This window comes from Williamsia maris (assembly GCF_024171815.1).
Classification (GTDB): Bacteria; Actinomycetota; Actinomycetes; order Mycobacteriales; family Mycobacteriaceae; genus Williamsia_A; species Williamsia_A maris.
On sequence record NZ_JAMTCJ010000002.1, the window covers coordinates 46,511 to 63,909 of the forward strand.

General features: G+C 67.2%; 21 protein-coding genes. 14 read left to right on the forward strand and 7 right to left on the reverse strand.

The features are described from left to right. Positions 1-54: 54 nt before the first annotated feature. Positions 55-1,137 (forward strand): Gfo/Idh/MocA family protein, encoded by a 1,083-nt coding sequence (locus LX13_RS07060; protein WP_253660640.1) that lies wholly within the window; start codon positions 55-57, stop codon positions 1,135-1,137. A gap of 43 nt (positions 1,138-1,180) precedes the next feature. Here LX13_RS07060 and LX13_RS07065 read toward each other — a convergent pair whose 3' ends face one another. Further along, positions 1,181-1,501, reverse strand: coding sequence for a winged helix-turn-helix transcriptional regulator (locus tag LX13_RS07065; RefSeq protein ID WP_253660641.1), 321 nt, complete (start codon positions 1,499-1,501; stop codon positions 1,181-1,183). Positions 1,502-1,615: 114 nt separating this feature from the next. On the opposite strand from LX13_RS07065, the gene LX13_RS07070 reads away from it, so the two are divergent. Continuing rightward, complete coding sequence (locus LX13_RS07070; RefSeq protein ID WP_253660642.1) at positions 1,616-2,563, forward strand: NmrA/HSCARG family protein; 948 nt, start codon at positions 1,616-1,618, stop codon at positions 2,561-2,563. A 27-nt stretch (positions 2,564-2,590) separates the two neighbouring features. Here LX13_RS07070 and LX13_RS07075 read toward each other — a convergent pair whose 3' ends face one another. After that, complete coding sequence (locus LX13_RS07075; protein WP_253660643.1) at positions 2,591-3,298, reverse strand: alpha/beta hydrolase; 708 nt, start codon at positions 3,296-3,298, stop codon at positions 2,591-2,593. 113 nt (positions 3,299-3,411) lie between these two features. Between LX13_RS07075 and LX13_RS07080 the strand changes: the two genes are divergently transcribed. The 3 genes from LX13_RS07080 to LX13_RS07090 are packed head-to-tail and all read left to right on the forward strand — an operon-like array spanning position 3,412 to position 5,974. Then, on the forward strand, positions 3,412-3,996 hold the full coding sequence (locus LX13_RS07080) for a TetR/AcrR family transcriptional regulator (RefSeq protein ID WP_253660644.1): 585 nt from the start codon (positions 3,412-3,414) through the stop codon (positions 3,994-3,996). Beyond that, complete coding sequence (locus LX13_RS07085) at positions 3,993-5,168, forward strand: NADH:flavin oxidoreductase (protein WP_253660645.1); 1,176 nt, start codon at positions 3,993-3,995, stop codon at positions 5,166-5,168. Before LX13_RS07080 ends, LX13_RS07085 begins: the two co-directional genes overlap by 4 nt. Next, complete coding sequence (locus LX13_RS07090) at positions 5,165-5,974, forward strand: SDR family NAD(P)-dependent oxidoreductase (protein ID WP_253660646.1); 810 nt, start codon at positions 5,165-5,167, stop codon at positions 5,972-5,974. Before LX13_RS07085 ends, LX13_RS07090 begins: the two co-directional genes overlap by 4 nt. Positions 5,975-6,015: 41 nt before the next feature. On the opposite strand, the gene LX13_RS07095 is transcribed toward LX13_RS07090, so the two are convergent. Together LX13_RS07095 and LX13_RS07100 are read right to left on the reverse strand one after the other, a co-directional pair. Next, positions 6,016-6,750, reverse strand: coding sequence for a lysophospholipid acyltransferase family protein (locus LX13_RS07095; protein ID WP_253660647.1), 735 nt, complete (start codon positions 6,748-6,750; stop codon positions 6,016-6,018). Positions 6,751-6,885: 135 nt separating this feature from the next. Further along, positions 6,886-7,956 carry a hypothetical protein gene (locus tag LX13_RS07100; protein WP_253660648.1) on the reverse strand — a complete coding sequence of 357 codons (1,071 nt, stop codon included), beginning with the start codon at positions 7,954-7,956 and terminating at the stop codon, positions 6,886-6,888. 276 nt (positions 7,957-8,232) lie between these two features. Here LX13_RS07100 and LX13_RS07105 point away from each other — a divergent pair, with 276 nt between their 5' ends. The 3 genes from LX13_RS07105 to LX13_RS07115 all read left to right on the forward strand — a co-directional run bounded on the left by LX13_RS07105 (position 8,233) and on the right by LX13_RS07115 (position 11,142). Continuing rightward, positions 8,233-9,267 carry an NAD(P)H-binding protein gene (locus tag LX13_RS07105; RefSeq protein ID WP_253660649.1) on the forward strand — a complete coding sequence of 345 codons (1,035 nt, stop codon included), beginning with the start codon at positions 8,233-8,235 and terminating at the stop codon, positions 9,265-9,267. Positions 9,268-9,434: 167 nt separating this feature from the next. Further along, on the forward strand, positions 9,435-10,118 hold the full coding sequence (locus LX13_RS23415) for an ANTAR domain-containing protein (RefSeq protein WP_253660650.1): 684 nt from the start codon (positions 9,435-9,437) through the stop codon (positions 10,116-10,118). A gap of 199 nt (positions 10,119-10,317) precedes the next feature. Next, positions 10,318-11,142 (forward strand): alpha/beta fold hydrolase, encoded by an 825-nt coding sequence (locus tag LX13_RS07115; protein WP_253660651.1) that lies wholly within the window; start codon positions 10,318-10,320, stop codon positions 11,140-11,142. A 97-nt stretch (positions 11,143-11,239) separates the two neighbouring features. On the opposite strand, the gene LX13_RS07120 is transcribed toward LX13_RS07115, so the two are convergent. Beyond that, positions 11,240-11,695 carry a MarR family winged helix-turn-helix transcriptional regulator gene (locus LX13_RS07120; RefSeq protein ID WP_253660652.1) on the reverse strand — a complete coding sequence of 152 codons (456 nt, stop codon included), beginning with the start codon at positions 11,693-11,695 and terminating at the stop codon, positions 11,240-11,242. A 61-nt stretch (positions 11,696-11,756) separates the two neighbouring features. On the opposite strand from LX13_RS07120, the gene LX13_RS07125 reads away from it, so the two are divergent. After that, positions 11,757-12,125: a VOC family protein gene (locus LX13_RS07125; protein ID WP_253660653.1), complete on the forward strand. Its 369-nt coding sequence runs from the start codon at positions 11,757-11,759 to the stop codon at positions 12,123-12,125. 9 nt (positions 12,126-12,134) lie between these two features. Here the strand turns inward: LX13_RS07125 and LX13_RS07130 are convergent, their stop codons facing one another. After that, entirely contained in the window at positions 12,135-12,287 is a 153-nt protein-coding gene (locus tag LX13_RS07130) for a hypothetical protein (protein ID WP_253660654.1), read from the reverse strand. Between the two features lie 182 nt (positions 12,288-12,469). On the opposite strand from LX13_RS07130, the gene LX13_RS07135 reads away from it, so the two are divergent. Beyond that, on the forward strand, positions 12,470-12,988 hold the full coding sequence (locus tag LX13_RS07135; RefSeq protein WP_253660655.1) for a DUF6328 family protein: 519 nt from the start codon (positions 12,470-12,472) through the stop codon (positions 12,986-12,988). Between the two features lie 4 nt (positions 12,989-12,992). Then, positions 12,993-13,223 (forward strand): hypothetical protein, encoded by a 231-nt coding sequence (locus tag LX13_RS07140; protein ID WP_253660656.1) that lies wholly within the window; start codon positions 12,993-12,995, stop codon positions 13,221-13,223. A 4-nt stretch (positions 13,224-13,227) separates the two neighbouring features. Here LX13_RS07140 and LX13_RS07145 read toward each other — a convergent pair whose 3' ends face one another. Further along, entirely contained in the window at positions 13,228-14,061 is an 834-nt protein-coding gene (locus LX13_RS07145; RefSeq protein ID WP_253660657.1) for a LysR family transcriptional regulator, read from the reverse strand. Between the two features lie 69 nt (positions 14,062-14,130). On the opposite strand from LX13_RS07145, the gene LX13_RS07150 reads away from it, so the two are divergent. The 3 genes from LX13_RS07150 to LX13_RS07160 all read left to right on the forward strand — a co-directional run bounded on the left by LX13_RS07150 (position 14,131) and on the right by LX13_RS07160 (position 17,373). Then, positions 14,131-15,024 carry an NAD(P)H-binding protein gene (locus tag LX13_RS07150; RefSeq protein ID WP_253660658.1) on the forward strand — a complete coding sequence of 298 codons (894 nt, stop codon included), beginning with the start codon at positions 14,131-14,133 and terminating at the stop codon, positions 15,022-15,024. A gap of 273 nt (positions 15,025-15,297) precedes the next feature. Further along, complete coding sequence (locus tag LX13_RS07155) at positions 15,298-16,728, forward strand: permease (RefSeq protein ID WP_253660659.1); 1,431 nt, start codon at positions 15,298-15,300, stop codon at positions 16,726-16,728. Between the two features lie 102 nt (positions 16,729-16,830). Further along, entirely contained in the window at positions 16,831-17,373 is a 543-nt protein-coding gene (locus tag LX13_RS07160) for a DinB family protein (RefSeq protein WP_253660660.1), read from the forward strand. The last annotated feature ends 26 nt before the right edge of the window (positions 17,374-17,399 follow it).

A 17,399-nucleotide genomic window follows, 5' to 3' on the forward strand; every position in this document is an offset into this window, starting at 1 on the left:
AAGCCAGTCTCACCGCTCTAGGGTGAACGGACCGTTCAGAAATAGGAGGTCGTGGTGGGAAGAGTTCTGGGTGTGGGCATCGTCGGAGTCAATGCGGAGCGAGGGTGGGCTCGTGACGCCCACGTGCCGTCGGTGCGCGCCATCGACGGACTCGAACTGGTGGCCGTCGCCACCCGCCGTCAGGACTCGGCCGATGCCGCCGCTCGCGCCTTCGGTGCGCACCGCGCCTACGCAGATCCTCGGGAACTCATCGACGACCCCGCCGTGGACATCGTCACCGTCGCGGCGTCCGTTCCCGCGCATCACGATCTGATCGTCGCCGCGGCTGCGGCCGGGAAGCATGTCTACACCGAATGGCCGGTCGGCATCAGTACCGCCGAGACCGAGGCAATGGTCGCCCTCGATGCACCGAGCCTGCGGCACAGTGCAGTTGGTCTGCAGGCTCGGCGCAACCCGGCCGTGGTGGTCGCCCGCGACATCATCTCCTCGGGTGCGGTGGGCCGGACACTCGCCGTATCTGTCCTGTCCACGACGGCAGGATTCGGCAGATCGGTCTCGACCGATGAGCTCTATCTCGAGAACCCGGAGACCGGGATGAACCTGGCGACCATCCAGGCTGCTCATACGATCGACCTGGTGCGTCACCTCGCGGGTCCGATCGATTCCCTGAGCGCACAGACCACGATCCAGTTCCCCGTGCTCGCTGTCGACGGCGGGCCTGGTGTCCACCAGCGCACGGTCCCCGATCATGTTGCCGCGGTGGGACGATTGGCAGACAGCGGCGCCCTGACCGCCGAGATCGTCGGCGGCCGACCCGCTGACGACACTCCGTTCCGCCTGAGCATCGTCGGCGAGAAGTCGACGCTGGTGCTGCGCGGAGGCGCCGCACGCGGCTTTCAAGCAGGTTCGCTTGTCCTCGAGCTGGACGGGAGAACAGTCGACCTCCCCGACGGTCCGGTGGCGACGCTGCCCGACTCGGTCGTCAACGTCGCGGGCATCTACTCAGCTCTGCGAGACGACATCGTGAACGAGACGCACACAGCACCAGGATTCGAGGACGCTCTCGAGCTGAATCACCTCATGGACGCGATCGGGGATTCGGCGCGACACGGCACACGGTCGTCGACGTCGTCCTGATCGTCCCCACGTCCGCCCATCAGTCGCCTGACGACCACCCGATTCAGTCGGTCAACTCCCCATGGTTGGCCTCGGCCCACTGCGCCAGGGTCAGAACAGGTCCGGTCGCGAACGACTCACCGAGCTCGGTCAGCCGGTACACGTTTCCGACCTCATCCTTCTCGACCAACCCGGACTCGCGCAGTCTGCGCAACGACTCGTGCAGTGACTTGTCGCTGATACCACCGATGGCCGACACCAGGGCGGCACGCCGAGAGGGTCCGCTCCTCAGGACGGTCAGGACCACCGCGTCCCACTGATGCGCGATCAGCTCGACGCCGAGTCTGACGAAACAGTCCGCCGCAGCGGGCAACGACTCACTCATCGGGTCTCCCGGGGTCTGGCGACACCTACCGATCGGTAGGCCTCACCACACTAGCGTTTCACCGGAGAGGCAGCAGACGACATTGCTTTGCCGGAGACGTCACCAGGAGACACCATGACCGACCACCACTCGACCCGATCAATCCTCCCTGGCGAGAACGTGATCGTCGTGCTCGGGGCGACGGGGCAACAGGGCGGTTCGGTTGCCTCGACTCTGCGAGACGCCGGGTGGAGGGTTCGCGCTGTGGTGCGCGACCCGTCGAGTGCGCCCGCTCGCCGGCTCGCTGCCACCGGGATCGAGACGGTCACCGGCGACCTCGCCGATCCGACGTCGCTGCGAGACGCTTTCGTCGGTGCGCACGGGGTGTTCAGTGTCCAACCCAGCTCAGGACAGGCCGGTACCGACATGACCGACGACGACGAGGTGCGCTGGGGCGTGTCCGTCGCCGACCTCGCCCGGGACGCCGGTGTCGCCCATCTCGTCTACAGCTCGGCGATCGCAGCCGGCTCGACACCGACCGGCATCGGACACTTCGACACCAAAAGCCGTATCGAGAAACACATCCGGGGACTCGATATCCCGAGCACGATCATCCGACCCGCCAGTTTCATGGAGATCCTTCTGCTCCCCGGGATGGGACTCGCCGACGGGCAGTTCGCGTTCCTCATGCGCGCCGAGCAATCGATGCAGTTCGTCGCCGTCCGCGACATCGGCCTGGTGGTCGCCCAGATCTTCGGCTCACCGGCTTCGTTCGTCGACCGCACCATAGATGTCGCCGGTGACTCACTCACCGGCAATGAACTGGCACGTCACCTCGGCACCGCGTTGAAGCGTCCGATCACGTATCGCCGGATCCCCGATGACGTTCTCTCAGAGAACGATCTGTTGGGCCGACTGGCGGCTGCGGTCGACGACGGGCGGTTGGCCGGACACGCCGACCTGACGGCACTTCGCGAGCGCTTTCCGTTCCTACGTCGTTTCGACGACTGGCTGCCCACCTGCGACCCCGAGACCCTGGCAGCCGCTACGCGATCAACCTCCGCCAGCGTCCAGCTGCGCTGACCGACGGCGTCTGGTCCGACACGTCCGTCAGAGCCGGCGAAGTAGCGCCTCAACCTGTTCGACCACGAGGTCGGGGCGGGAGATGAACGGATGGTGACCGGTGGGCACTTCCACTGACCGACCAGCCCGCCGAGCATGCCTCCGCTGCAACCCAACCGAGGTGCTCCGATCGTCTGCGCAGATGATGTACGTGGAGTCGACCCCCTGCCATCCGGCGGCGGTGGTGGGCGTCGTGAACGCCCCGACCGCCTGATCGGTCACCCGGCCCCACGCGTCGCGTCGAGTTATCTCGTCGGCGTCCTGCAGAAAGCGTTCGCCGAACGACGCAGCGTCGTAACCGGATACGCCGATCGTGCCGTCGCCGCGGTCGGCGATTGCCACCGGGTCGGTCTCGGTGCTCATGATCGCGCCCTGCGACAGACCGACATCAGGCAGGTACGACGACACGAACAGCAGATGCGCGACAGCGGGATGTGAGCCCGCCTCGGCGATGACGGTGCCGCCGTAGGAGTGGCCCACGACGATCGCCGAGTCGGCGGCGTCGAGGACGCGGCGCAGTGCGGTGGCGTCAGCAGTCAGTCCGCCCTTTGCCTCTCCGGGGGTGGTCTCGCCACAGGACGGCAGCGCCACCGACCGACTCTCGAGACCGGTGCGCTCTCGGAGCAGGCGCGCCGTCGGCTCCCACCACCACTGTCCATCGCGGACCAGCGCGCCATGTACGAAGACGACCTGCATGGCCTCACGGTAACGGGATCGCTCGACACCGTCGGCCGACCTGCACCGACTTCGCGCTCAGCGAATCCAATCAGTGATTGAATCGCTGATTGGCACGTGTTCTACTGAGTCCCATGGAACAGACCAAGGCCGATCCGCGCGCACGACTGCTCGTGGCCGCCGAGTCGCTGCTGCTCGAATCCGGATTCGACAGTGTGTCCATCCGCGCCGTGTGCGCGGCCGCGGAGATGAACCCGGCCGCGGTGCACTATCACTTCGGATCCAAGGAACGCCTGATCGCGGCGTTGCTGGAGTCGCGGATCGGTCCCGCGTGGTTCGAGCCGGTCGCGCGACTGGACGCCGAGTCCCCCGGGGTCCGCGACATCGTCGACGCGGTGGTCGGCCCCCTGGTGACCATGGCCGCCGACCCCACCGGACGCCTCTACCTGCACCTGCTCTCCCGGCTGGTGCTGGGCCGATACGAGATCGACTGGAGTGACCGGTGGTTCAGCCTCGATCCGTTCGTCGACATGCTGCAGCGCATCGTGCCCGGGCTGTCGACAACCGCGGCGCGACAGCGATGGGCCATCAGCTTCGAGGTGATCCTCGGACAGTTCGGCGACCCACTCGCCGGGGATCGAACCCTCTCGCCGGCGCACGTCGAGACGCTGTGCCGCTTCGTCACCGCGGGACTGTCCGACGAGGCGGTCGACGCATGACCAGCGTCTTCGACCCGACCACACTGGGCCCGGTCAGGTTGCGCAACAGGATCATCAAGGCCGCGACCTTCGAGGGGCGCACCCCCGACGCGCTCGTGACCGACGACCTCATCGAGTACCACCGCGCTCCGGCGGCGGGCGGTGTCGCGATGACCACCGTCGCCTACTGCGCCGTCACACCCGGAGGACGCACCGACCGTCACCAGATCTGGATGCGACCCGACGCGGTGCCGGGGCTGCAACGCCTGACCGACGCCGTGCACGCCGAGGGCGCCGCCGTCAGTGCGCAGATCGGGCACGCCGGGCCCGTCGCCAACGCGGCGTCGAACCGGGCGCCGGCATTGTCGCCGAGCCGCATACTGAGTCCGCTCAGCATGCGGATGACCCACAAGCCGGATGCTGCCGACCTACGGGACGTCGTCCGCGCGCATGCCGATGCGGCCGGCTTCGCCGAGAGCGCCGGGTTCGACGCGGTCGAGATCCACTGCGGACACAACTATTTGGCGAGTTCGTTCCTGAGCCCGCTGCTCAACCATCGTCGCGACGAATACGGCGGGTCGCTGGTCAACCGGGCTCGGCTCGCCCGCGAGATCACCCGGGCGGTTCGCGACCGCGTCGGCGACCGCCTGGCCGTCACCGTCAAACTCGGCATGGAGGACGGAGTCTCGCTGGGACTGCAGATCGACGAGAGCCTTCAGGTCGCCCGATGGATCCAGGACGATGACGCGGCCGACGCCCTCGAACTCACCGCCGGGAGCTCACTGCTCAATCCCATGTACCTCTTCCGCGGCGACGCCCCGAGGAGGTCGTTCGCCAAGGCGTTCCCGCCACCGATGGGCTGGGCCATGCGGTTGGCCGGACCGTTCCTGCGCGAATATCCCTATCGCGAGGCGTTTCTCCTCGATCTGGCCCGCCAGTTCCGACACGAGTTGAGCATGCCGCTGATCCTGCTCGGCGGCATCACGACCACGGAGACGATGGAGCTCGCGATGGACGAGGGGTTCGAGTACGTGGCCATGGCACGGGCCCTCCTGCGGCAACCCGACCTGATCAACCGGCTGCAGGCCGAGCGGACCACTCGATCACTGTGCACGCACTGCAACGAGTGCATGCCCACCATCTACTCGCGGACGCACTGCATCCTCGCCGCCGACACCGCGAGCGCCCGATGAGCAGGACTGTGCTGATCACCGGCGCCGGAGGCGGACTCGGTCACGCAACCACCAACGTCTTCGCCGATCGCGGCTGGACGGTACTCGCAGCAGACCTCACGAAGCCCGCCGCGACGCCCGGGGTCATCCCCCTCGAGATCGACGTGACCGACACACACTCGGTCAGCACCGCGATGGCCGACGCAGAGCGACACGCGCCGGACGGACTCGACGCCATCGTCACCTTCGCCGGCATCATGCGGGTGGGTTCCGTGGTCGAGATCGACGAGGACGAACTGCGGCAACTGATCGACGTCAACCTGCTCGGTACCTACCGCGCGGTCAAGGCCGCGTTGCCGCTCATCCAGCGCGGACGCGGTCGGGTGATCACGATCAGCTCCGAGACCGGTTGGCAGAAGGCGCTCATGCTCAACGGGCCGTACGCGATCACCAAGCATGCCGTCGAGGCGTACTCCGATGCGCTGCGCCGGGAACTGATGTTCCTCGACATCCCCGTCAGCACCATCCGACCCGGCCCCTTCCGCACCGACATGGTCGACGGGATCAGCAGCGCCTTCGACCACGCCGCGGCGAACTCGACCCTGTTCCCGGAGCTCATCGGACGGGTCGGCGCATTGGCGGTGAAAGAGCAGGCGCGGGCGCATGATCCGTCGGTGCTCGCCGATGTCGTGTGGAGAGCTGCCACGACCACCCGTCCGCGAGCGCACTACTCGGTTCGCGCCGACCTGCGACGATCCCTCCTGCACTTCATCCCGAGCCCCGTTGTCGACCGGCTGCTGAAGACGATGTTCGCGCGGAGATCCTGACGGCGAACTCGCGGCACGAGTTCGGCGAGTACCCCGTCGCGCTACGCGACGTCCAGGACTCCTCGCGCGTCGCTGACCGAGTTCTGCAGTCGGGTACGCACCCGGCGGGTGATCGCTGCCGGGGTGGCAGCGGGGTCGATCAACTCGGGGGCGCCCATCATCACGCGGGCGCCCACGCGCGTGTCGTCGGGGTAGGCGATGCCGATCGGCAGCAACGCGACCTCGACGTTCTCGGCGATCCCGTGCGCGATGTGGCCGATGCCGCTGGCGATCGGCAGCAGCGTCGAGGGGTCGGTGACGTTGCAGGTGCCTTCGGGGAACACCGCGATGCTGTCGCCGTAGCGTGTCGCCCGATCGACGCAGACGTCGATCATCTGCCGGCCCGCGGCGACCGCGGCCCGCATCTGATGGTCCTTCGGCCGAAAGACCGGGATGCCGCCCATGACATCGATCTGGGCGCGCTGCTTGGCGTCATCGAACAACTCGTCCTTGGCCAGGACTCGGATGTGGCCGATGAGACGCCGAAGCGGCGTACGGAACGCCGTTGCGGCGAGAACGAACTGGTCCTTGTCGGACAGATGGTTGGCGCACACGACGAATCGGACGTTGCGCCGGCGCATCTCGATGGTCTGATCTCGCGCACCGTCGTCGTAGGAAATGGCCGGACGATATCTGGCCGCGAGATACGCGTACGCCGCTCGTGCCCTCATGACCGGTTGCCGGTGAGCACCGTAGAAGGCGTACACCTCATCAGCGTTCTCGAGCGTGATCTCCATCAACCTACGGTACCGTAGGTTAGCGACTGGACCAATGGCCTGAGCGACAGCCACGGATCCGATTCGACCGTTGTCATGGGCGATCTGATCGAGAACAATTGACTGCGCGGCGAACCATCCGTCTCGCGGTCGCCGTCACCCGTCCAGATCGAACCGTTCACGCTCGCGGCGGCCGTGGGTGAGGCGGCGTAGATCGGTCTCGGAGTCGAAGCTGGAACCGACGCCGCCGGCGACCACACCCATGGTCGAGCTGAGCCACGCCAGGTTGATGTAGTCGGACACACCGACCGGACGACCGAGTATGAGCTCCATGAACTGCGGGTCGATCAGTGCTGCGCCGCCGAGAAGGATGGCGACGAACAGGGTTGCGTACAGCGTGAGCACGCAGACGAACAAGGTCGCCAGGGTCGACATGTTGTAGAGGAAAGTGACCTGGGCGTAACGGGTTTGGGCAGTACGGTCCCACAGGCCGTTGCTCAGCACGAGCCACCCCATCAGGATGATGATGGCCAGGAACGTGAACAACAGCAGCCGCCACGACGGCAGGTACGACGCCATCTGCCAGATCGAGTTGTAGAAGATGCCGAATGCTCCCGCTGCAGCCGCCGCGGCCAACGCGCTCGACAACCGCGGCACCGTCTTCAACGGCTCGTTGGTCGAGATCATGCCCAGAACAGTGCGCAGCCAGGAGAACACCGTTTGCGCGTAGAGCTGCGACGGCCCTGATTCCGCGATCGTCCACCGGCTCCCCCGGAACGGGATGCGTCTGCGTTCGTCGGCGGCGACGGGTTCGCACAGCAAGCGAGCGGACTGGGTCAGCGCAATCCGCAGTCGTCGTTTCGTCGCCCACGCACCGAGCGTCGGGCTCGAGATGACGGCGAGTCGCGCGTCGACGAACACCTCGGAGATGAGGGGTCGTCGCGGTGTGTAGCGCGGGATCTCGGTGACCACCACGATCGCGTGCGGGTCGGGGCCGGGCGCCGCGGTGCGGGCCCGGACGTAGTCGATCGTGTCGTCGGATCGGAGACGAACCAGGTGCACGCTCTGGATCACCGACACCGGCCGACCCAACTGCTTCGTCAACTCCGGCTCGAGTGCGGGCAGGACGGCGGCGACGCGTCGGGACACGATCCCCGGGTCGCTGACGATCAACACCGTCGACGCGGCGTTGCCGGCCGCGTCGGTCGGATCGGTCAGTGCAGCCATCGGCGATAGGTCTCCGTGTCGTGGTGGTCGGCCCCTCAGGCACGAAACATAGCGGACACCACGCCCAGAGTCAGCCCTGAGGGAACGACACCCGCGTCAACTCCTCCGACCGCCGCCAGATCCGCGCGGCCTGGTCGACATCGGCGCGGCCTGGTCGACATCGGTCAGACGCGAGTGTCGTAGACAAGGAGACCAAGCGCTCACCACCACCGCGCCGCAAACAGGGCAGACTCGGTTGGTCGGGCCGACACGGCACGATCGAACGCGAGGAGTTCCATGAAGGTGTTGGTCACCGGTGCATCCGGATACGTCGGCGGTCGTCTGGTCCCGCGCCTGCTCGCCGACGGGCACGACATCCGGGTCACCACCAGCAGCCCCGAATCGACCATCACCGCGTGGTGGGCCGATCAGGCCGAGTCGGTGACGATGGACGTTCTCGATGCCGATCAGGTTGCGGCGGCCACCGACGGCATCGAAGCCGTGTTCTACCTGATCCACGGCATGGGCGACGGCGACGACTTCGCCGAGACCGACCGCGAGGCCGCCCAGAACATGGCCGCAGCGATCGACCGGCACGGCATTCCAAAGGTCGTCTATCTGACCGGCATCGTCCCCGACGTCGAGTCCGACGACCTCTCCGAGCACATCTCGTCGCGCCTGGAGGTCGAGAAGATCCTCGAAGGGTCCTCGGCGACTGCCGTCGCGCTGCGCGCCGCGATCATCCTGGGCAGCGGATCGACCTCGTTCGAGCTGATCCGCCAGGTCAGCGAACGGCTACCCGTTCAGACCGTTCCCAGCTGGATGGACTCCCAGGTCCAGCCCATCGCCGTCACCGACGTGCTCGACGCGCTGGCCGGGTCCCTCGGGTCGGACGTGCCCGGCGGGCACTACGACATCGGAGGGTCCGAGACCATGGCGTACTCGGCCCTGCTCGACACGTACACCACGATCGCCGGGCTCACCCGTCCGCAGGTGACCGTCCCCTTGCTGCCCACGGCACTCGTCGGCGAGATGGTCGCCGCCCTGACCGACGTCCCGTCGTCCACGGTCACCGCACTCGTCGAGAGCCTGCACCACGACATGGTCTGCCACGGAACGACATTCCTCGGCACGATCCTGCCGGCCGACCACAGCCTGACCACGACCGAGGACGCGATCACCCGCGCCCTGGCCGAACCGGCGTCTGACCCCGCACACGCCGATCCGATCGGACCCATGCCGCACGACCCCGACTGGGCCGGCGGCGGCAGCCACACCCCCATCCGCACCAAGATCTCGAACGTCGTCGAGAAGCTGACTCCCGGTAGCTGATCGAGGGCCGGTTCCACGCCAGCGCCGCACACCTAGGCGAAGACGCCCGTCTCCGTCGAATCACACGGTCACCGTGTGCCGCCACCCGTCGCGCGTACCGTCGAAGAAGTAGAGGTGCCCCACTTCAGCTGTCGTCGGAATCATGCCGCTGCGGGAAGCAGCATGCGGTGTTCACTCGAACGTCCGACCTGTGCGCGCGCGTCGCGCACGAGACCGGCTCTCACGGCGCCAACGTGGCCGTCATCAACCACCGCACCTGGGAAGTCCTGGCCGCGACCGATGCTGTTGCACGCACGATCGACGACCTGCAGTTCACCCTGGGCGAGGGGCCGTCTCTCGACACCGCCGACACGTCGAACGAATGCCTCGTGCCCGACCTCGGGGAGGCGTCGGCGATCGGGCGGTGGCCGGTGTTGGCCGGCGAGCTGAACGCGGCCGGTGTCGGCGCGGTGTTCACGTTCCCCGTCGACGGCACGTCCACGAGGGCCAGGAGCGTGTTGACCGTCTACCGCCGGAGCGCCGGTCCGATGCTGTCCGGCCACCTCGCCGCAGCTCGTCGGTGTGCGACGGAGGTGACCGGCGTGGCCGGACTCGATTGGTCAAACTACGTACGCAGCACCGTCGGCGACACTGCCGACCCCGACCGGATCGGCATCGCCCTGGCCGCGGCTCCCCCGGCGGGCATGGCGGACCGTGCCGACATCCACACCGCCGCCGGTATCGTTGCGGCACAGCTCGACCTGCCGCCGCGCGAGGCACTGACCACGCTCCGCGCACACAGCTTCCGAACCAACACCCCGCTGCCCGACGTCGCCCGCCGCGTCATCGAGACCCGCGAGCTCATTCTCTGACCCGTCGATCTCGACCCCGCACCAGGTGAGGTCCCAAATCGGGGTGTTCGTGGCGCAAAACGGGGGGCGGGTACTCGCAGGGGTCTGCCACTCTTCCCCTACCGAGATCAACACATCCGTCGAACTCGATCTGAGATCCCATCCGATCGCGCCCAGTTCCCCACCGGGGCAACGCGAACCCGAAGTGCAGGAGGCCACCATGCCCAGTGTCGTCACGAGCGACGGAGTCGAGATCTTCTACAAGGACTGGGGCACAGGACAACCCATCGTCTTCAGCCACGGATGGCCCCTGTCGTCGGACGACTGGGACGGACAGATGATGTTCTTCCTCGACAAGGGGTACCGCGTGGTGGCCCATGACCGACGCGGCCACGGCCGGTCCGAGCAGGTCGACTCCGGGCACGACATGGACCACTACGCCGACGACCTCGCCGCCGTCGTCAACCATCTCGACCTGACCGATGCGATCCACGTCGGTCACTCCACCGGCGGTGGCGAGGTCGTCCGCTACCTCGCCCGCCACGGCATGGACCGCGCCGCCAAGGCAGTGCTGATCAGCTCGGTGCCGCCGATCATGGTCAAGACCGAGTCCAACCCCGGCGGTTTGCCCAAGGAGGTGTTCGACGACATCCAGGTTCAGGTCGCGACCCGACGCGCAGACTTCTTCCGCACCTTCGCCGAAGGGCCGTTCTACGGCTACAACCGTCCCGGCGCGACCCCGTCGGAAGGCGTCATCGCCAACTGGTGGCGCCAGGGGATGATCGGCGGTGCCAAGGCGCACTACGACGGCGTGGTCGCGTTCTCGCAAACCGACTTCAGCGCCGACCTCGCCGGGATCACCATCCCCACGCTGGTCATGCATGGAGACGACGACCAGGTTGTGCCGTACGAAGACGCCGGCGTGCGGTCGGCCGAACTCCTCCCCAACTCGACGCTGAAGATCTATCCCGGCTTCCCGCACGGGATGCCGACCACCGAGGCAGAGACGATCAACAACGATCTGCTGGAGTTCTTCCGCTCGTAGGACTCACCCGCCGGGTCGTTGCGTGTCGCGATGACCCGGCGAGGGGCTGTCACGAGCGACCGACATCGGCAGTGCGCGGGCCGACTTCGCCTCGCCGTCAGGCTTCGCCGTTGTCTTGCAACGCATTCACCATGCTCCGCAAACTCGCGAAAGCCTGTCGCCGTTCGGCCTCGGTCAGGCCTGTGAGCATCCGCACCTCGACGGAACGTACTGCCGCGGTTGCCTTGTCGAGACTTCCTCGTCCGCTCGGCGTGAGCTCCGTCGGTAGGACCTTGCCCACGGTGGCCTGCGTCGGTCGCGTCACGTAGCCGTCTCGCTCCAGCGCCTGCACCAGCACGTTCATCGACTGCCGGGTCACGAATGCACCGCGCGCGAGCTGGGAGTTCGACAGACCCGGACGCTGAGCGAGCAGCTCGAGGCAGGAGTACTGCGTCAGGGTCATCCCGAGGGGACGCAGCACCGCCTCCATCGCGACGCGCAGTGCGCTCGACGCCTCCTTCAACAGGTAGCCGACCGACGTCTCGAGATCGACACCACCGTTGTCTTGACTCATGTCAGTATTCTGACATACGTTGTTGGTGTCAGATAACTGACACAACATCAAGGAGCATCACATGCCGGTCACCGGTCCCGACTTCATCTCCCTCCAGGCCCGCGATCTCGCTGCGTCGCAAGCATTTTACGAGCAGTACCTCGGCCTTGTCCGCTCTCAGGCGGGCCCGCCCCATGCCGTGGTCTTCGAGACAACACCCATCGCGTTCGCGCTGCGCGACATCGTCGCCGGGACCGATCTCGACTCCGTTGCGCAGCCCGGAATCGGCGTGGCCATCTGGCTGCACGCCACCGACGTCCAGGCCATCCACGACGGCCTGGTCGCCGACGGTCACCGGATCGTGTCGGATCCCATCGACGGACCGTTCGGCCGCACGTTCACGTTCGCCGACCCCGACGGCTACCACGTGACCCTGCACGACCGCGCCTGAGGCGATCGCTCAGGCCTCGCCGGTGCCCTCGTCGTCGTCGGATGAACCGCGACGGCGGGGCGAGGGCACATCGTCGCCGTCCGCGACGCCCTCGGTGTCGGGATCCTTGCCGCTCGAGGGGTCGAAGACCCGGTGTGGTGAATTGTCGTCGTCATGAGCCATCGTTCCAGCAGACCCCAAACCACGCGTCGGCACAAGGCGGTCCGCTTGGATCGTCAGCACACGGATCAGTCCGCCGGCAGATGGCCGGAGTAGGACCCCTTGAGAACCGGCCACTTCGCCTATCGCGGGGTATACGGTCTCGATGTGCCCGGACACTGCTCGCGTATGCCGGTCGAGCGCACATGACACCCGACGACGACGCCTGGAACCAGACCGCCCGCGGTGAGACCCCGACGGAGCGACTCGACCGCAACTGGTCAAGCCTGCTGCAGGAACTACGGGTCGTGCAGACCGGACTGCAACTGCTCACCGGGTTCCTGCTGACGCTGCCGTTCCAGACGCGGTTCACCACGCTCGACACCACCCAGACGGCGATCTACCTGGTCACGCTCGGATGTTCGGCGGTCGCGACCATCGTGATCGTCGCGCCGGTCGCCATCCACCGCTTCCTGTTCCGACAGCATGCGATGGCCGAGTCCGTGCAGTTCGCGACGCGGCTGGCGATCGCCGGCTTCCTGCTGCTGGGTGTCGCGATCACGGGTGTCGTGACGCTGATCTTCTCGGTCGTCCTCGATACTGGGTCCGGCATCGCGGCCGGGGCGTGCTGCGCACTCGTCGCGGTGATCCTGTGGCTCGTGCTGCCCGCGCGGATCCGCAGCCGGTTGCCGAAGCCCGGGCCGGTGCCACCCCCGTCGAAGTGAGGAGATGACCATGGAGCCCGTGGACATCGATGCGCTCGCCCACCGGATCGCCCGGGTCGCGATCCGACACCCCAACCGCGCGCAGTTGGCGTTCGATTCCGACGGTCAACTCGTGGACTGGCAAAGCCTGGACGACGACTCGTGGAACAACGACTCGACCGCCGACGACCGGGTCTACATCGTCGCCGGTGGTGCCACCGCGTCGGATGTGCGGGAGACCATCAGAGACCGATGATCGGTCAGTCCACCGCGGAGAGTCGCGCCTGACCCGCCCCCAGGGTCTGTGTGGCGACGGTGACGAAGTCGCGGATGCGGCGTTCCCTGCGGCCTTTGACCACCGTGATGCACGTGTCGACCGGCGCCAGATCCGTCACCACCAGGTGCACGAGATCGGGACGTGAATAGGACGCGGCGACGCTGGCGGGCACCAGGGCGATGCCGTGTCCGGCGGCGATCAGTTCGAACTTCTCCTCCACCGACGACGTCCGCCGCGAGTGCGCATCGAGGATCGTTTCCCCCTCGAGGTCGGCCATCGTGATCCAGCGGCGCCGAGCCAGCGGATGGGTGGCCGGAAGACAGGCGACCTTCTCCTCGCTCCCGACCGGGACCACCCGCAGCACGTCGTCGTCGAACGGGCGACGGAGGTAGGCGACATCGACCCTGCCGTCGTGGAGTGGGGCCGCCTTCTCCCACCATCTGACGGGAACCAGATCGACCTCGACGTCGGGATACATCGCCGAGAAGGCCCGAACCGCCTCGCCCACATGCAATCCGGGCGCGAAACCGACCACGAGACGTTCCACCCCGCGGTCGGACTCCAACACTCGGCGAACGGCGTTGTCCACGGTGGCGAACACCCCGCGCGCATCGTCGCGCAGCTGTTCGCCGGCCGGTGTCAGCTCGACGCTCCTGGTCGTCCGGACCAACAGGGTGGCGCCCAGTTCCTTCTCGAGCGCACGCACCTGTCGGCTCAGCACCGGCTGCGCGATGTAGAGCGCCTCGGCGGCGCGGCCGAAGTGGCCGTGTTCGGCCACCGCGACGAAGTACCGCAGCTTGCGCAGGTCCAGATCCATACCCCGAGGGTATCAATGTTCGGCGACAGGTATTGGACCGTGCGACCGTATCGGCGCAGGCTGAACCCCATGATCGTGATCACGACGCCCACGGGCGACATCGGCAGCCAGGTCCTCGACGCCCTTCTCCAGACCGACTCATCGCACAAAGACGAGATTCGCGTCGTCGTGCGGGATGCGGCGCGACTCCCGGACGGGGTGCACGATCGTGTCGATGTCGTCACCGGTTCACACGGGGACGCCGACGTGGTCGCCCGGGCCTTCGCCGGCGCGGATGCGGTGTTCTGGGTCGTTCCGCCGAACCCGATGACTCCCAGCCTCGCGGCGGCGTTCTCAGACTTCACCCGACCGGCGGCGCGCGCGTTCGCCGAGCACGGTGTCGGCCATGTCGTCGGCGTCTCGGCACTCGGTCGCGGTACATCGGTGGCCGACCGGGCCGGCCTGGTCACGGCATCGTTGGCGATGGACGACGTCATCGGCGACTCCGGCGTGGCCTACCGCGCGCTGGCCAACCCGTCGTTCATGGACAACGTTCTGAGACAGGTCGACTCGATCCGCGGCGGCGTGTTCACCGACACCGTCGCACCCGATCGCGCCGCACCCGCCGCCGCGACCCGCGACATCGCCGCGGTCGCCGCCCGCCTGCTGCTGGACCGGTCGTGGACCGGGGTGGACGCCGTACCGGTGCTCGGCCCGGAGAACCTCTCGGCGCACGACATGGCGCACATCATGTCCGAGGTTCTCGGCACACCGGTTCGCTACGAACGCCGATCGCACGAGGACCTGCGAACCCAGATGACCGGCTACGGACTGGGGAAGGCGTTTGTCGACGGCATGGTCGACATGATGCGCGCCAAGGACGACGGTCTCGACGACGGCGTCACCCGCACCGCAGAGACATCCACACCCACCACCTTCCGACAGTGGTGCACCGACGTCCTGCTACCGGCGGTTCAGGCCTGATCAGATTGTCCGGAAGCAGTTCTGACGGCAGAAGAATTGAGATGTCCATTCCGTTTGCCTCGCTGCCGTGACATCGGACTCGGTCGGTACCTCGACGTAGTTCTCGTGACCAGGTCACGAGGTCGAACCCGTTTTCCTGGCGCACGTCCCATATGGCCGTGAAGCCGCAGGACGGGGTCCGGTTCCCCTGTATTGTCGCTTTTCGTCCGATAGGCGCCGGGCGATCTCATCGTCGCGGCAGTCGGCGTTCTCACGACCACGCCGGAGGCCCGAGTGCAGACCACACCGTTGCTCACGGGGCAGCGCCCCGGCGACATCCGACGACTCGCCCGCCCGGTGAATCTCATCGCCGCGGCAAGCGTCGTCGTCTCGCTGATCGTGGGGTTGCGGGTCGAGCCGTCCACCCTATGGGGATTCCTCCCCATCGCCCTCTACGGAATACTCGCCGCGCTGGGCATGCGGATCCTGGTGGCCACGTCGGTGGCGGTCCTCTCGGCCGCCCTGCTCCTGCTCCCCGGCCCGCAGGTGGTGGTCGAGATCGCACGTGAGTCGGCGGTCGATCAGGTGACGATCATCGGTGTGGTGATCCTGCTGGGCGGCGGCCTTGCCGAGATCCTGCGTGCGAGTGGGGCCGCGACCAGGATCGTGTCGGCAGCCATCCGGGTGGCCGGTACCTCGAACACGACGTCGGTGGCCGCCGGGATCATGCTGACGTGCCTGCTGCTGGTCGCCGCGTTGGGAACGCTCGCCGGGGCGCTCGCGGTTGCCGTGCCGGTGTTGCTGCCGGTGGCCGCGCGCGCCGGGCTCACGAGGTCGGCCACCGCGTCGGCGATCTTCATCGGCGGCTGCGCGGGATTCGCGATCGCACCGTTCGCCGGCGGGAACATCGCGATCATGCAGGCCGCCGACACCGGGTATCTCGGGTATCTGCTCCACGGCGGCGGGCCCCTGGCCGTGCTGTCGATCGTGGTCGGCATGATCGTCGTCCCGTGGATGCAGAGGCGGACCGTAGGCGGGGACGACCACTATTCGCCGGACGAGCTGGGGGCAATCGAGACCGACTCCCCCGCCGTCGACGACCGGCGCGCCGGTCGGGCCGCGGTGGCGTTCGCCGTGACCCTTCTGGCCGTTCTCGTCGTCGCGACCATCACCACCGCAGGCATCGCACTGCCGCTGATCGCGTTACCGCTCCTCGCGGTCGTCACCGCTGCGGGTGCGGGGATGTCACCGAAGACGTTTGCGATCAACGCCTATCGCGGTGCGGCCAAGCTGGCGTGGCTGTTCGTGCTGTTCTATCTGCTGGCCCTGCTGTTCAACGCCATCGCACGGTTGAACCCGTTCACCGTCGTCCTCGGGTCGTACGGATCCGAGATCAGGGGTCTGACGCCGTTCCTGTTCGCGATGACGGTCGCGCTCATCGGCTGGGTCGGTGTACCAGGTGCGTCGGCCGCGCAGGTGGTGCTGCTGGACAAGATCTTCGGTGAGCTCGCATCCATCGCGGGGATCGGCGCCGGGGTCTGGGTGGTGGTGTTGCTGTTCGCCTCCAAGGCCGACACCTACGGTCCGCTGCCGAACGTGAACATGCTGGGCGTGATGGGGCTGTGTCGCTCGGCGAACGTCCGCAACATCCTGATCACCGGGTGGTGCGTGTTGCTTCCCGCGGTCGCCATGTACACGCTGTTCATCTATCTCGGGACCCGGTGAGATCGCTCCGAATCGGCCATCTTTCGTAAGTTCACCGCCAACTGTGCGCGGTGTCCGATCTCGGCCCGCCGAAGTGGTTCTCGGCTCGCTACGGTGACGTCCATGCCGATCGAACCGGAGACCAAGAGCTGGACCTGGGTGTTGGAGAAGCCCTGCGACGCATGTGGGTTGGATGCCTCGCAGGTCGACTTCCGCGACATCCCCGACCTCATCATCGCGAACGCCGCGCAGTGGTCCGATGCGCTCGACCTCGGTGATCCCCGTCTGCGGCCGAACGACTCGACCTGGTCACCGCTGGAGTACGCCGCCCACGTTCGCGACGTCTTCCGCCGGTTCGCCACACGCATCGACCTGATGATCACCGAGGACGATCCCGAGTTCGAGAACTGGGACCAGGACGCGACTGCGGTCACCGATCGCTACAACGAGCAGGATCCGGCCACCGTTCTGCGCGAGTTGGCCTCCGAAGGGGCGACATTGGCCGAGGTGTTCCGGTCGGTGCCCGACGATGCGCTCGGCCGGAGCGGGCGGCGAAGCGACGGGAGCACCTTCACCGTCGAGACGCTCGGTCAATACTTCATCCACGATCCGGTGCACCACCTGTTCGACGTGACCGGGCAACGTTTCCCGTCGACCGTGCCCTAATCACCCGCCGACCGTGCCCTAATCAC